Origin of the sequence: Candidatus Methylopumilus turicensis, from assembly GCF_000953015.1 — a bacterium.
GTDB lineage: Bacteria > Pseudomonadota > Gammaproteobacteria > Burkholderiales > Methylophilaceae > Methylopumilus_A > Methylopumilus_A turicensis.
On record NZ_LN794158.1, the window covers coordinates 1,689,824 to 1,703,393 of the forward strand.

At 45.5% G+C, this 13,570-nt stretch carries 13 protein-coding genes; 4 read left to right on the forward strand and 9 right to left on the reverse strand.

All coding sequences use genetic code 11. From position 1 onward, the window contains the following. Positions 1 to 30: 30 nt before the first annotated feature. From BN1209_RS08535 to BN1209_RS08560, 6 genes are all read right to left on the reverse strand, one after another. Positions 31 to 1,014, reverse strand: coding sequence for a septal ring lytic transglycosylase RlpA family protein (locus tag BN1209_RS08535; protein ID WP_045751794.1), 984 nt, complete (start codon positions 1,012 to 1,014; stop codon positions 31 to 33). After that, positions 1,011 to 2,108: a rod shape-determining protein RodA gene (gene rodA / locus BN1209_RS08540; RefSeq protein ID WP_045751795.1), complete on the reverse strand. Its 1,098-nt coding sequence runs from the start codon at positions 2,106 to 2,108 to the stop codon at positions 1,011 to 1,013. The genes BN1209_RS08535 and rodA overlap by 4 nt, the downstream gene beginning before the upstream one ends. Beyond that, a complete protein-coding gene (mrdA, locus tag BN1209_RS08545) occupies positions 2,101 to 4,023 on the reverse strand; it encodes a penicillin-binding protein 2 (RefSeq protein ID WP_045751796.1) in 1,923 nt (640 codons plus the stop codon). The genes rodA and mrdA overlap by 8 nt, the downstream gene beginning before the upstream one ends. Before the next feature lie 5 nt (positions 4,024 to 4,028). After that, on the reverse strand, positions 4,029 to 4,508 hold the full coding sequence (gene mreD, locus BN1209_RS08550; protein ID WP_045751797.1) for a rod shape-determining protein MreD: 480 nt from the start codon (positions 4,506 to 4,508) through the stop codon (positions 4,029 to 4,031). After that, positions 4,495 to 5,433 carry a rod shape-determining protein MreC gene (mreC, locus tag BN1209_RS08555; RefSeq protein ID WP_052661136.1) on the reverse strand — a complete coding sequence of 313 codons (939 nt, stop codon included), beginning with the start codon at positions 5,431 to 5,433 and terminating at the stop codon, positions 4,495 to 4,497. Before mreC ends, mreD begins: the two co-directional genes overlap by 14 nt. A 131-nt stretch (positions 5,434 to 5,564) precedes the next feature. Further along, positions 5,565 to 6,608: a rod shape-determining protein gene (locus tag BN1209_RS08560; protein WP_045751798.1), complete on the reverse strand. Its 1,044-nt coding sequence runs from the start codon at positions 6,606 to 6,608 to the stop codon at positions 5,565 to 5,567. A 133-nt stretch (positions 6,609 to 6,741) separates the two neighbouring features. Between BN1209_RS08560 and gatC the strand changes: the two genes are divergently transcribed. From gatC to gatB, 3 genes are read left to right on the forward strand one after another with little or no spacing between them, the layout of a single operon-like run. Further along, the gene (gene gatC, locus BN1209_RS08565; protein WP_045751799.1) at positions 6,742 to 7,029 is read left to right on the forward strand and encodes an Asp-tRNA(Asn)/Glu-tRNA(Gln) amidotransferase subunit GatC; all 288 of its coding nucleotides are present in this window, start codon (positions 6,742 to 6,744) and stop codon (positions 7,027 to 7,029) included. A gap of 6 nt (positions 7,030 to 7,035) precedes the next feature. Beyond that, positions 7,036 to 8,505: an Asp-tRNA(Asn)/Glu-tRNA(Gln) amidotransferase subunit GatA gene (gene gatA / locus BN1209_RS08570; protein ID WP_045751800.1), complete on the forward strand. Its 1,470-nt coding sequence runs from the start codon at positions 7,036 to 7,038 to the stop codon at positions 8,503 to 8,505. Continuing rightward, entirely contained in the window at positions 8,505 to 9,947 is a 1,443-nt protein-coding gene (gene gatB, locus BN1209_RS08575) for an Asp-tRNA(Asn)/Glu-tRNA(Gln) amidotransferase subunit GatB (protein ID WP_045751801.1), read from the forward strand. The genes gatA and gatB overlap by 1 nt, the downstream gene beginning before the upstream one ends. 158 nt (positions 9,948 to 10,105) lie before the next feature. On the opposite strand, the gene pyrE is transcribed toward gatB, so the two are convergent. Continuing rightward, a complete protein-coding gene (gene pyrE, locus BN1209_RS08580; protein ID WP_045751802.1) occupies positions 10,106 to 10,765 on the reverse strand; it encodes an orotate phosphoribosyltransferase in 660 nt (219 codons plus the stop codon). Positions 10,766 to 10,797: 32 nt separating this feature from the next. Here pyrE and BN1209_RS08585 point away from each other — a divergent pair, with 32 nt between their 5' ends. Further along, a complete protein-coding gene (locus tag BN1209_RS08585; RefSeq protein ID WP_045751803.1) occupies positions 10,798 to 11,589 on the forward strand; it encodes an exodeoxyribonuclease III in 792 nt (263 codons plus the stop codon). A 73-nt stretch (positions 11,590 to 11,662) separates the two neighbouring features. Here the strand turns inward: BN1209_RS08585 and BN1209_RS08590 are convergent, their stop codons facing one another. Both BN1209_RS08590 and BN1209_RS08595 read right to left on the reverse strand, forming a co-directional pair. Next, positions 11,663 to 12,151 carry a single-stranded DNA-binding protein gene (locus BN1209_RS08590; RefSeq protein WP_045751804.1) on the reverse strand — a complete coding sequence of 163 codons (489 nt, stop codon included), beginning with the start codon at positions 12,149 to 12,151 and terminating at the stop codon, positions 11,663 to 11,665. 3 nt (positions 12,152 to 12,154) lie between these two features. Continuing rightward, the gene (locus tag BN1209_RS08595; RefSeq protein WP_045751805.1) at positions 12,155 to 13,540 is read right to left on the reverse strand and encodes an MFS transporter; all 1,386 of its coding nucleotides are present in this window, start codon (positions 13,538 to 13,540) and stop codon (positions 12,155 to 12,157) included. Between the last annotated feature and the right edge of the window lie 30 nt (positions 13,541 to 13,570).

Consider the following 13,570-nt stretch of genomic DNA (forward strand, 5'->3'; position numbering starts at 1 on the left):
GTTTCTTTTGTGGGCATTTCTCTGTTTGATTTAGGGTTGATCAATAATGTAGGTGTTAAGGCCTAGTGCTTTTTTAACTTTTTCCGCGGCAAGCTCTGCCATCGCTCTATTAGCGTAAGGACCAATACGGACGCGGTATATGCCTTGATTGTACCAGTTATTGATAGGCATATTTTCAACTAAGTTATCGCCCGTTATCTTTCTAGCCAACAGCTCAGCGTTTTCAGATGACTTAAACGCCCCTACTTGGACAAAGCTTCCTGGCATAGCGATTGGATTGCGCTTCTCTTGGTTAAGGGATTTAGCTGCAGCATCAGAAATGTTCCTAGCCGCTGGCGCATCTGCGCTTTTTAATGGCTCGATTTTAACGCTTGTGCTGTCATCCACCGCAGCAGTATTAGGTGGCGTCGAAAGCGATGTGTTTTGCACATACTTTCTGGCATCAATGGCTTCAACATCGACGATCCCACTCCCCTTTCCAGACAGTCCTAACTTATAAGACGCTGCATAAGATAGATCAATCAGTCGATCACTATGAAATGGGCCGCGGTCATTAATGCGCACAATGACCGTTTTTTGATTTTCTGGATTCGTGACGCGAACATAACTGGGTAAAGGCAAAATAGGATGCGCACCCGTCATGCCATACATATCATAGACCTCCCCTATTGAGGTTTTTTGACCGTGATATCGCTTTCCATACCAAGAGGCTACACCGCGTTTCTTGTAAGGCTGAAATTCGGTCATCGGCGTATAGTAATTACCTAAAGCACTATACGGTTTGTTAGCGCGCACCATCAATGGCTCAATGCGGGGAATTGCATCAGGTGTTGCCTCAAGATTGGCTGGCGGATTTTCGCCTGGGCCATCATCTAAATAATAGCCGCCCGACTTTTTAGCTTTACTCACTTCCGTTGGCTTGGTTGGCTCGCTCGTCTTCACCGACGGACTTCCTCCGCAAGCAACGAGTAAAAAGGTAAGTAAAGCTGGAATGAAAATATGGATCAATTTCATGATGTCGACATCAATGTTTTATGCGTATGAATACTCATTAGAATACCAAAGCCCAATAATATCGTGACCAAAGAAGTGCCGCCATAACTGACAAAAGGCAAGGGCACACCGACGACAGGCAATATTCCGCTTACCATGCCAATATTGACGAACACATAGGTAAAAAATGTCAGCGTAATACTGCCCGCCAATAAACGCGTAAACGTATTTTGAGCTTGTGACGAAATCACTAATCCACGGCCAATAAGTAGCATGAACAAAATCAGTAACAAGACGTTACCCAAAAATCCAAACTCCTCACCAAACACCGCAAAAATAAAGTCCGTCGTGCGTTCTGGTAAGAAATCAAGTTGTGATTGTGTTCCTTCCATCCAACCTTTACCGGCTAAACCACCTGAGCCTAATGCAATACTAGCCTGAATGGTGTGGTACCCAGCGCCTAATGGGTCTTGATAAGGGTCGAACAAAATCTCAATTCTTCTGCGCTGATAGTCGTGTAGCATCGACCAAAAAATAGGGGCCATGACGGCCACTGAAACTGCGCCTCCAGCCAATATTTTCCAACTTAATCCAGCTAAGAATAAAACATAAAAGCCAGCCGCAGTGACAATCAAGGCGGTGCCCAAATCAGGTTGTTTCATAATCAAGCCAACAGGCACCACCAAGAGTAATGCAGCCACACCGTAATCTAACCAGCGTAAACTTTGCTCACGCCTTGAAAAATACCAAGCCAACATCATCGGCGCCGCTATCTTCATCAGTTCTGAGGGTTGAATCCTACCGATGCCTAAGTTGAGCCAACGTCTTGCGCCATGACTAATTTCACCAAACAACGCCACGCCGACTAGCATTAATAATCCGAGGATAAAAAGTGGCAATGCAATTCGCTCTAAATAATGAGGCGAAGTATTCGCGGCAAGCCACATGATCGTTAATGCAGCCAGAATGTTGAGCAGCTGAGAACCAACGCGATCAAAACTGCCTCCCGATGCACTATATAAAACAAACAGCCCAACAACACAGCTAAAAAGAATACAACCCATTAAAAATGGATCGATATACTTTTTCAATCGCTCAGCAATTTGACTAATCATGTGGAGCATCCTCGACAATAGACGCTTCAGGCTTTTTGCTGGCGTCCTGTGGTGGTGTGACGGGCGTTTTTCCTAGGAGATAATAATCCATGACTTTACGGGCAATAGGGCCCGCTGCTGAACCACCATGACCGCCGTTTTCAACAATCACTGCCACAGCAATTTTTGGGTCATCAGCAGGGGCGTAAGCAATAAATAAAGCATGGTCGCGATGACGCTCATCCATACTTCCCGCATTATATTTCGCGCCCTGCTTGATACCCACGACCTGAGCGGTTCCTGTTTTTGCCGCGATACTATAGCTGCTGCCTGCCCCCACGCTCGCGGCAGTCCCACCAGGCTGAGTCACCGCCGTCATGCCCGCTCTTACAATTTCAATGTTACCCGTATCAAGCGCGATCTCATCCAACTTTGTGATGGGCATTAAATGCGTTTCTGCCCCATTATGCTTTTGAATGCTGCTCACCAAATGCGGCTTCATTGCAATGCCATTATTCGCCAGCGCCGCTGTTGCCTGCGCGAGCTGCATTGGCGTGACCAAGGTATAGCCTTGGCCAATTCCGACAATCACCGTTTCACCTGGATACCATTTTTGTTTCCAACGACGCCATTTCCATTCAGGCGTTGGTAACAAACCACCAATCTCACCCGCCAAATCTACACCTGTTTTTTTCCCAAAGCCGAAGTGACTGACGAAAGAAGTGAGTTTATCAATACCCAGCTCTAACGCGAGTCCATAAAAAAATGTATCGCAAGAAACAGTAATCGCCTTTTGCATATCCACTTGACCATGGCCACCTGGTTTCCAATCACGATACTGATGCGAGCTACCTGCTAATGTATAAAACCCAGGGTCACCTATACTGAAAGGCGGCTTGCGCTTCGCTTCTTGTAAGCCGGCCATTGCAACAAAAGGCTTAAATGTTGACCCTGGTGGATAGATACCCCGAATAGGACGGTTGATGAGGGGACGATCCAAGGATTGATTGAGCGATTTCCAGGTATCCGCATCAATGCCATCCACAAAGAGATTTGGGTCAAAGGTTGGCATACTCACATAAGATAAAATTTCACCATTTTTTGGATTAATTGCCACTAATGCGCCACGATGGTTTTCAAACGCTTTTTCGGCGATATCTTGCATCTTAGAGTCGATCGACAACACTAAGTTATCACCTGGCACTGGTGGTGTGCTTGATAACACCCGAATCGCATGGCCATCAGCATCAATTTCCACTTGCTGAAAACCTGTGGTGCCATGCAATTGACGTTCGTAATATTGCTCAATACCACCCTTGCCTATGTGGTCAGAGCCTTTGTAATTAGAGAGGTCTTCAGACTGCTCGAGGACTTTAACATCCGCCGCATTAATACGCCCAATATAGCCAATCATATGCACACCAAGATTGCCTAGAGGGTAATGCCTAAAAAGTCGTGAGCGAATTTCTACACCAGGAAACTGATAGCGATGCGCAGCAAATTTAGCGGCTTCTACTTCGTTTAGATGGGTTCTAATAGGGACACTCTCAAAACTGTGACTTTCTTGACGTAACTTTTTAAAACGCTTTCGGTCTTCAGCACTCACTTCAATTAACTGGCTAATATGATTAATGGTTGCTTCAACATCGACCGCTTTTGATGGGGTAATTTCCAAGGTGTAAACAAAGAAATTATGCGCTAAGGTCACACCATTTCGATCAAGAATCAGGCCCCGATTAGGCACGATTGGAACCAATGAAACACGATTGTTTTCTGCAAGCGTGTGAAAATAGTCGTACTTCAAAATCTGCAAATAAGCGAAGCGGCCTAACAAAATAGCAAAGCACAGCAATATCAAGACCATTGCCACGGTCAAGCGCGCGCTGTAATGATGTTGCTCTAAAGAATGATTTTTTACTTCGAAACGCAAGCGCATATTAATTATTGCTGACGCGCCATAATATGCGTTGAAATTTGAGAGTGAAGCACGGCATACCACAACATAATACCGGTGAAGGACGGCACGAAATAAGTCCAACCAAAATACTCACTGCCCGAGAAAGACTTGAGCAATAGCAAGATGACTTGATTGACAAACAACAACAACAATACATAAACCGATTGTTGCAATGTCGTAAATAAGATTAATCGGCGCTGATACATCACCGCCAAAAATGCAGTTAAAGCATAAGCAAGTGCATTTTGACCAAACAAATCGCCGGTTACCAAATCCATCAAAATGCCTGCCGTCCAAGCAATGCCAATATTACAAATGCTTGGTGCACGCAGCAGCCAAAATAACAGCACCAGCAATAAAAAATCTGGCTTAATTTGAAGCAAGACCCCGGACAAAGGGAGTAGCTGAAGCAAAAGGGCGGCAACTAAACTAAAATAAACACGCCTTCGGTTATGGTTTGGCATCGCCGCTCCTTGCCGAGGTTTGTTTTTTATCTAACTGCTTTTGTGCATCCAAGGTGAGTGTTTTCTGAATATCTTGAGCGATCAAATTCTCAGTATCACTTGAGAGGATTAGCAATTGTCGATGATTTTGGATACCCGCCAATGGCTTGGCAATAATTTGTGCGAATGGCGAACTTGCATTCGTTTTAACACTATCGACAACGGCAACAGCAAGTCCCGCAGGATAAATACCATCAATCCCTGAAGTCACTAACCTATCGCCTTTTTGGATATCGACGTTGGCTGGCAAGTAAGGCAAATTCACGACATTGTCGCGACCATGCCCAAATGAAATAGCGCGCAAAGCGTTACGCTCAACTTGAATAGGGATAGAGAGAGATTTATCGGTGAGCAGCGTCACCTCACTTGTGTAGGGAAACACTCTTGTTACTTGACCGACAATTCCGGCGCTATCAACTACCGCTTGACCAGCAACCACATGATTTTCGCTACCCATATTGACGATGACTTTGTGTGTAAACGGATCTCGTCCGGTGTACATAATTTCAGCCAGATGCGCTGGCTGGCTGGCTACCTTAGCAGCCTCCATCAACGTGCGTAGTTGGTCATTTTCATTTTTCAAGGATTGAATTGCCTGAACTTGTATCGATTGAAAAATGGCTTGTTTCTTTAGCACCTCCACTTCATCTTGGAGGGATTGCTTGGAAATAAAGTAGTTGCCAATATTGCGATATAACACAAATGGGCTGTTAGCCAATGTTTGCAAAGGCTTAAGCGCCACTGTTAACGCATCTCTAACCGGCGTGAGGTAGTTAAATTTTGAATCTGACGCCATCAGCAAAAGTGATAGCGTAGAAAATACAATGACCCTCACAAACGGGCTGGGGCCATGTATAAAGAAACGTGGGGTTTGTTGTTGATCCATTAAAATCTATGCAAATAAATCAAAATCATATGACCCAAAAGAGACAAATAAAGCCATTAATAAAAGCATTAAGAAAACCGTTGAGTACAATTAAAGAGGGCTGCGATGCAGCCCTCAACAATCAAACCTTGTTACTCGTAAGCGAAAATATCACCGAGTCGGTCAATTTCCTCAAGCGCTCGACCACAACCACGCGCTACGCAAGTTAACGGATCCTCTGCGACAACAACAGGCAAGCCAGTTTCTTCCATAATCAAGCGATCTAGATTATGCAACAAGGCGCCGCCGCCAGTAAGTACCATGCCTTTTTCAGCAATGTCGGCACCTAGTTCAGGAGGGGTTTGTTCCAGCGCTGATTTAACCGCACCAACAATCGCGTTCAAAGGCTCCGTGAGGGCCTCTAAAATTTCGTTGCTTGAAATCGTAAATTTACGTGGCAAGCCTTCAGCTAAATTACGGCCTGTCACTTCCATTTCTTTCACTTCACTGCCTGGGAAAGCTGAACCGATTTGCTTTTTAATCAGCTCAGCGGTTGGCTCAGAAATTTGCATGCCGTAGTTGCGGCGGATGTAATCAATAATCGCTTGGTCAAATTTATCACCGCCCACACGTTCTGATTTCGCATACACAATACCGCCGAGTGAAATCACACCCACCTCTGTCGTACCACCACCGATATCCACCACCATCGAGCCAGTGGCTTCAGCTACAGGCATATTGGCACCAATGGCAGCTGCCATTGGCTCTTCAATCAAATACACGCGGCGAGCACCAGCGCCAATCGCTGATTCGCGAATTGCACGACGTTCAACTTGTGTGGAGCCAACAGGCACACAGATGATGATGCGTGGATTAGGTGAGAACAGACGTGACTCATGAATACGACGAATGAAATACTTAAGCATCTGCTCAGTAATTGTAAAGTCAGCAATCACGCCGTCTTTCATTGGGCGAATTGCACTAATATTTGCTGGTGAGCGACCAAGCATAAGTTTCGCTTCAGCGCCTACCGCTAGCAATGTCTTTTTACCAGTTGGGCCACCTTCTTGACGAATCGCAACCACTGAAGGCTCATCTAGCACCACACCTTTACCCCGGACATAAATTAGCGTGTTAGCTGTCCCCAAGTCGATGGCGATATCATTTGAGAAATAACTAGTTAAAAAACCAAACATTGTCTTTATATCCTTAGCAAGCTACTAAAATTTAGCGGAAGTATTGTGACGAAACACGCCGCGGCTGAAGTTGTGCGTAAAATCAAGTTATAATACCTTATATCTAACAAAAATTTAAGATTTGGACGCAGAAATGTCACTTAACAGTGCAGATATTAAAAGGATTGCGCACTTGGCGCGTATTGAGGTGAGCGATACAGAAGCAGAGGCCACTTTAACCAAGCTGACAGGCATTCTTGGCCTGATTGAGCAAATGCAAGCGGTCGATACCAAAGGCATCGTTCCAATGTCGCATTCACAAGATGTGACCCAGCGTCTTCGTGAAGACGTCGTGACCGAAACCAACCAACGCGAACTGTTCCAATCAATCGCGCCAGCGGTTGAGGGTGGTCTATACCTTGTTCCTAAAGTGATCGAATAAAAACTCATGATTAACAAAAGCCTAAAACAACTTGGCGCCATGCTCCAAGGCAAAGAAATTTCTAGCGTCGAATTGACGCAAGAATTTTTAAACCGTATTGACAGACTAAACCCTGAAATCAATGCCTTCATCACGCTAGATAAAGACAAAACGCTTGCCCAAGCAAAACATGCTGACAGCCTATTAGCGGCTGGAAAAGGCACTGCCTTAACCGGCTTGCCAATCGGCCAAAAAGATATTTTTGTGGCTAAAGGTTGGCGCACAACATGTGGTTCAAAAATGCTCGAAACATTTATCGGGCCTTATGATGCAGACATCATTGAGCGCTTTGATGGTGTAGGTGCAGTCAATTTGGGTAAAACCAATATGGACGAATTTGCGATGGGCTCATCCAACGAGACCAGCTACTTCGGCAAAGTACAAAATCCTTGGGATAGAAGTCGCGTTCCAGGCGGCAGTTCGGGCGGTAGCGCCGCCGCGGTTGCAGCACGTTTATGCGCGGCAGCAACTGGCACTGATACTGGCGGTTCAATTCGTCAACCAGCCTCACTCTGTGGCTTATCAGGCTTAAAACCAACTTATGGCTTAGCTTCTCGTTATGGGATGATTGCTTTTGCATCATCATTAGATCAATCCGGTCCAATGGCAAAATCATGCGAAGACATGGCACTGATGATGAACGTCATTACAGGGTTCGATAAACGTGATTCGACGAGCTTAAATCGTGAAAAAGAAGATTACACGCGCGACCTGAATAAGCCACTTGCTGGCTTAAAAGTCGGCTTACCAAAAGAGTATTTCGCAGAAGGCCTGGGCGCCGATGTGGCCAAGGTAGTGAATGAAGCCATTGCTGAATACAAAAAGCTAGGCGCCCAAATCATTGACATTAGCCTGCCTAATACCAAGCTTTCTATTCCAGTCTATTACGTACTTGCACCAGCTGAAGCATCGAGTAATTTATCTCGCTTTGATGGTGTGCGTTACGGCCATCGCGCTAAAGAATATGGCGACTTAATGGATATGTATTGCAAGAGCCGTGCTGAAGGCTTTGGCGCAGAAGTTAAACGCCGGATCTTGATTGGCGCGTATGTATTAAGTGCTGGTTACTACGATGCTTACTACATAAAAGCCCAACAAATCCGCCGCCTCATTGCGCAAGATTTTGAAAATGTATTTAAACAATGCGACATCATCATGGGACCAACTGCGCCATCGACAGCCTTTAAAGCCGGTGAAAAAGCCGACGATCCAGTTTCGATGTACTTACAAGATATTTATACCATCGCGGTGAACTTAGCTGGTTTGCCAGGCATGAGCATCCCTGCGGGCTTTGCGCCAAGTGAAGATGGCAAACGTTTGCCGGTGGGCTTACAAATTATTGGTAATTACTTTGATGAAGCGCGCATGCTCAATGCTGGCCACGCTTATCAACAAGTCACAGATTGGCATACACAAATGCCAGAGGGAATTGAATAATGGAATGGGAAGTCGTGATCGGGCTGGAAACTCACACCCAGCTACAAACCAAAACTAAAATTTTTAGTGGTGCCTCCACTGCGTTTGGTTCTGAGCCAAACACACAAGCTTGCGTTGTGAGTTTGGCGTTTCCTGGCGTCTTGCCAGTGCTCAATCAAGAAGCAGTGAAATGCGCGATTAAATTTGGCCTCGCGGTGAATGCTGAAATCGCACCACGCTCTGTGTTTGCACGTAAGAATTACTTCTATCCAGACTTGCCTAAAGGCTATCAAATCAGCCAGTACGAGCTACCAGTGGTTGGCAAAGGCAGCATGACGATTCAAGTGGGTAGCGGCGACAAAGCTTATGAAAAAGTCATCAATATTACCCGTGCGCATTTAGAAGAAGATGCTGGTAAATCTGTGCACGGTGCACAAGAAGGCATGTCTGGCATCGACTTAAACCGTGCTGGCACGCCACTTCTTGAAATTGTGACTGAACCTGATATGCGTTCAGCTGCTGAAGCGGTGGCCTATGCTAAAAAATTACATGATCTAGTGCAATGGATCGGCATTTGCGATGGCAACATGCAAGAAGGTAGCTTTCGCTGTGACGTGAACGTTTCTGTGCGTCCTAAGGGCTCAGAAAAACTTGGCACTCGCCGCGAAATTAAAAACTTAAACTCATTCAAGTTTATGCAACAGGCGATTGAGTACGAGACAAGCTGGCAAATTGAAACGTTAGAAGATGGCGGCACGATTCAACAAGCCACCGTGCTATTTAATCCAGACACAGGCGAAACGCGCGCGATGCGTAGCAAAGAAGAAGCGAACGATTATCGCTACTTCCCAGACCCTGATTTGTTACCGCTTGCAATTTCAGAAAGTGATATCAGCGCAGTCAAAGCTGACATGCCTGAATTACCAGAAGCGATGAAAGCTCGCTTTGAAGCACAATTTGGCTTGGCGCACTATGATGCAAATGCGCTCACTAGTTCACGTGGCACAGCGGATTATTTCGTTGCGACTGTTGATGCTGGCAGCGATGCAAAACTGGCAGCTAACTGGGTCATGGGTAGTGTTTCAGCCAAGCTTAATGCTGAAGACAAAGAGATTTCAGCGTCACCAATTTCTCCTAGAGCTTTAGCAAGCCTCATCAAACGCATTCAAGACGGCACAATTTCTAACAATGCCGCCAAACAAGTGTTTGAAGCAATGTGGACTGGCGAAGGGGATGCAGACAGCATCATCGAAAGCAAAGGCTTAAAACAAGTCTCTGATAGTGGCGCAATTGAAGCGATTGTGGACGAAGTACTTGCCGCAAATGCTGCCATGGTTGAAGAGTTTAAAGCAGGTAAAGAAAAGGCGTTTAACGCGCTTGTTGGCCAAGCAATGAAAGCCTCAAAAGGTAAAGCGAACCCTGCACAAGTGAACGAGATTTTGAAGAAGAAACTAGAAGGCTAAGTCTTTGGTTATGTCGCCCCGCACTTTATGCGGGCTCCATTTTAGAACTTAACTTGTTGGCCAACTCACTTGATTCTGTCACCCCGCACTTGATGCGGGGTCCATTTTAAGACCTAATTTGGATGCCGCATCAAGTGCGGCATGACAAAAAATCAGATTCACACGCCATATTCATTTCTATACGCTTGCACCGCTGGTTTGAACTCAGCCAAGTCGGCAGCCCCATCTAAAAACTGAATTAAATCAGCCAATGTCGCAATTTTAATCACAGGCATACCACTATCTTTTTCCACTTCCTGAACCGCTGAAAGCACACCCAAACCACGCTCTTGGCGATCAATCGCGATAGCCACACCTGCTGGTTTTGCGCCTGCAGCTTTAATCATCTCAACAGATTCACGAACAGAGGTGCCAGCAGAGATTACGTCATCGACAATCAATACCCTGCCTTGTAGTGGCGCACCAACAATCGTACCGCCCTCACCATGATCTTTTGCTTCCTTACGGTTATAAGCATAAGGAAAGTTATGACCTTGTCGTGCCAACGCAATCGAAATACTTGCAGCTAAGGTAATGCCTTTATAAGCTGGTCCAAAAAGCATATCAAACTGCACGCCTGATTTCAGAATCGCTGCCGCATAAAATTCGCCTAATTTCATGAGACTTTCGCCGTCATTAAATAAACCCGCATTAAAAAAATAAGGGCTTAAGCGACCCGCTTTTGTTTTAAACTCACCAAAGCGCAGTACCTGTTTTTTAATGGCAAAATCGATAAACTGCGCGGTAAAATCTGTCCGTTGTGTTGGGATAGTCGTCATCTAGAATCTTCTAAAAACTTTAAGGAAATATCTTGCTTAGAATTATATCCGCAAATCTCAACGGCATCCGTTCCGCAGTGAATAAAGGTTTCTTACCTTGGATGCAAAAACAAAATGCCGACTTCATTTGCCTACAAGAACTCAAAGCGCAAGAAGCTGATATGACGCCAGAAATGCACGCTCCCAATGGATACCAAGGCTATTTTCACTATGCCGAGAAAAAAGGCTATAGCGGTGTCGGCATCTACACCAAACACAAACCAGATAATGTCATTATTGGATTAGGCCATGCAGACATTGATGCAGAAGGACGCTATATCGAACTGCAGTTTGAAAATTTAGAGGGCAAGAAAGTGAGCATCGTTTCGCTCTATCTCCCATCTGGCTCTAGTGGTGAAGATAGACAACAAGTCAAATTCAGTGTGATGGATCGCTTCTATCCACACCTTGAGGCACTCAAAGCCAGCGGTCGCGAAGTCGTCGTCTGTGGTGACTGGAACATCGCTCACCAAGAAGCAGATCTTAAAAACTGGAAAGGCAATAAAAAGAATTCAGGATTTTTACCTGAAGAACGCGCTTGGATGACAGACATATTCAGCAAGCTAGGATGGATTGATGCTTATCGAAAAGTGCATCCAGAAACCACCGAGGAATGTTATACATGGTGGAGTAACCGCGGTGCAGCTTGGGATAAAAACGTTGGGTGGCGAATTGATTATCAAGTCACGACGCCAGGCATTGGCAATAGTGCCGAGCAATGTCAGATTTATAAAGCCGAGCGCTTTAGCGACCACGCGCCGCTGATTATTGATTACATGATTTAAAGGTTTGTTGGTGATCGACCAAAAAGTAAGCCCGCATTAGCGGGCTTACTTTTAACATAAACACTGGTGAACTTTAGAAAGGAATGTCATCCTCAAACGCATCAAAATCACCACCGCTTGCAGGTTGCTGTGCAGGGGCTGATTGCGCTGGACGAGCGCTTTGTTGTGGACGTGATTGCATGCTTTGATCTTCATCCATCGATTCGTATGAGCTACTTGCACCGCCGCCTTCACGACCACCTAACATTTGCATTTGGTCTGCAATAATTTCTGTCGTGAGGCGATCTTGACCCTCTTTAGTTTGCCATTTTCGTGTTTGTAAACGACCTTCAATATAAACAGGACGACCCTTTTTGAGGTATTCGCCAGCAATCTCTGCAAGCTTGCGATAAATGACAATGTTATGCCATTCAGTGCGCTCTTGTTTTTGACCGCTTTTATCTTTCCAGCTATCAGTGGTTGCAATACTAAAGTTACATACTGCTTCGCCGTTTGGCATGAAGCGCATTTCTGGGTCGCGACCCAAGTTACCCACTAAAATCACTTTATTGACTGATGCCATGTTTTACTCTCCTATTAATCGCACTACAGCAGCTTCATCCCAACCCTGCTGCATATCCACTTTCAGTATCACCATACCTTCGTCTGCTAATACCACTGTCTCACGAACACCTTGCAAAGCAGCTAGCTTGGTTGCCAATGTTTTGGCTTGAGCTGCACTGATTTTTTTAAGATGGTACATCTTACTTTTTACGGCTGGCGGCGCTTTCATGCTCAAGCCGAATAGCAACCATAATGCCATTAAAACACTACAAAAAACAAATACAGATGCAAAGCCATGATAGTGCGATAAGTATCCGCCAACCGTACCCCCGACAAACACCCCCAATGATTGTGTGGTGTTGTAAACGCCAATCGCGGTTCCTTTAGAAGCAGCTGGGGCAATCTTAGTGATGATGGACGGCAAGGATGCCTCGAGCACATTAAACGCCACAAAATAAGCCCCGAGGGAGAAGACAATGCCCCAGAAATAATCAATTGAAAAAGCAAACGCTAACTGCGCAACAAGCATGGTCGCGATGGCGGCGACGAACACTTGTTTGAGTTTGGCTTTTTTCTCACCATAAATAATGGCTGGCACCATTAATACAAAGGAGCTCACCAGCACTGGGAGATAAATCAGCCAATGATCATTGGCATCCATGCCGCTGGTTTTTTTAATGGCAAACGGCACCACCACAAACATGGCCATCTGCGCCGCATGAAGCGCAAAAATGCCGAAATTAAGACGTAATAATTGGACGTCTTTCAGTACTTCTTTTAGCTTGCCTGTTTTAGCTTGTGCGTCTGAATGGAAGCTACTGATGACAGGATCAGGCACCACAAATTTGACCACCAGAATAGCCGCTGCTGCTAAAACGGCTGTCATTAAAAAGATACCCGGAACGCCTATCCATTGATTTAGCACGGGGCCTAAAATAAGAGACATGGCAAACGTAATGCCGATCGTTCCACCGATCATCGCCATGGCTTTGGTGCGATGCTCTTCTCGAGTAAGGTCAGCCACCAGCGCAGTCACTGCGGCAGAGACAGCACCAGCCCCCTGAATGCTGCGACCTAAAATAATCATAGGTAAATCATGCGCGAGAGCGGCCACCAAACTACCAATCACAAATAAAACTAAGCCGACATAAATGACGCGCTTGCGACCGAATCGATCTGAAGCCATTCCAAATGGCAATTGGAAAATGGCTTGCGTCAGGCCATAAGCACCCAGGGCGAGGCCAATCATCAAATGGTTTTGACCACTAGGGAGCGTTTCGGCATAAATCGCAAAAATCGGCAAAATAAGGAACATGCCGAGCATACGCAAACCATAAATGGACGCCAAACTTGCACTTCCACGCAACTCAGTGGAATTCATTTTGTCTAGGGATGGTGTGGATGACATGAAATTATTTAACTTTATCTTTTAATTTGC

What these genes read in the sequence shown, in the direction of transcription:
- BN1209_RS08595 (WP_045751805.1), bottom strand. Translation starts at nt 13,540, where the DNA reads ATGTCATCCACACCATCCCTAGACAAAATGAATTCCACTGAGTTGCGT.
- mreD (WP_045751797.1), bottom strand. Translation starts at nt 4,508, where the DNA reads ATGCCAAACCATAACCGAAGGCGTGTTTATTTTAGTTTAGTTGCCGCC.
- gatA (WP_045751800.1), top strand. Translation starts at nt 7,036, where the DNA reads ATGATTAACAAAAGCCTAAAACAACTTGGCGCCATGCTCCAAGGCAAA.
- gatB (WP_045751801.1), top strand. Translation starts at nt 8,505, where the DNA reads ATGGAATGGGAAGTCGTGATCGGGCTGGAAACTCACACCCAGCTACAA.
- mrdA (WP_045751796.1), bottom strand. Translation starts at nt 4,023, where the DNA reads ATGCGCTTGCGTTTCGAAGTAAAAAATCATTCTTTAGAGCAACATCAT.
- BN1209_RS08560 (WP_045751798.1), bottom strand. Translation starts at nt 6,608, where the DNA reads ATGTTTGGTTTTTTAACTAGTTATTTCTCAAATGATATCGCCATCGAC.
- pyrE (WP_045751802.1), bottom strand. Translation starts at nt 10,765, where the DNA reads ATGACGACTATCCCAACACAACGGACAGATTTTACCGCGCAGTTTATC.
- rodA (WP_045751795.1), bottom strand. Translation starts at nt 2,108, where the DNA reads ATGATTAGTCAAATTGCTGAGCGATTGAAAAAGTATATCGATCCATTT.
- gatC (WP_045751799.1), top strand. Translation starts at nt 6,742, where the DNA reads ATGTCACTTAACAGTGCAGATATTAAAAGGATTGCGCACTTGGCGCGT.
- BN1209_RS08590 (WP_045751804.1), bottom strand. Translation starts at nt 12,151, where the DNA reads ATGGCATCAGTCAATAAAGTGATTTTAGTGGGTAACTTGGGTCGCGAC.
- mreC (WP_052661136.1), bottom strand. Translation starts at nt 5,433, where the DNA reads ATGGATCAACAACAAACCCCACGTTTCTTTATACATGGCCCCAGCCCG.
- BN1209_RS08535 (WP_045751794.1), bottom strand. Translation starts at nt 1,014, where the DNA reads ATGAAATTGATCCATATTTTCATTCCAGCTTTACTTACCTTTTTACTC.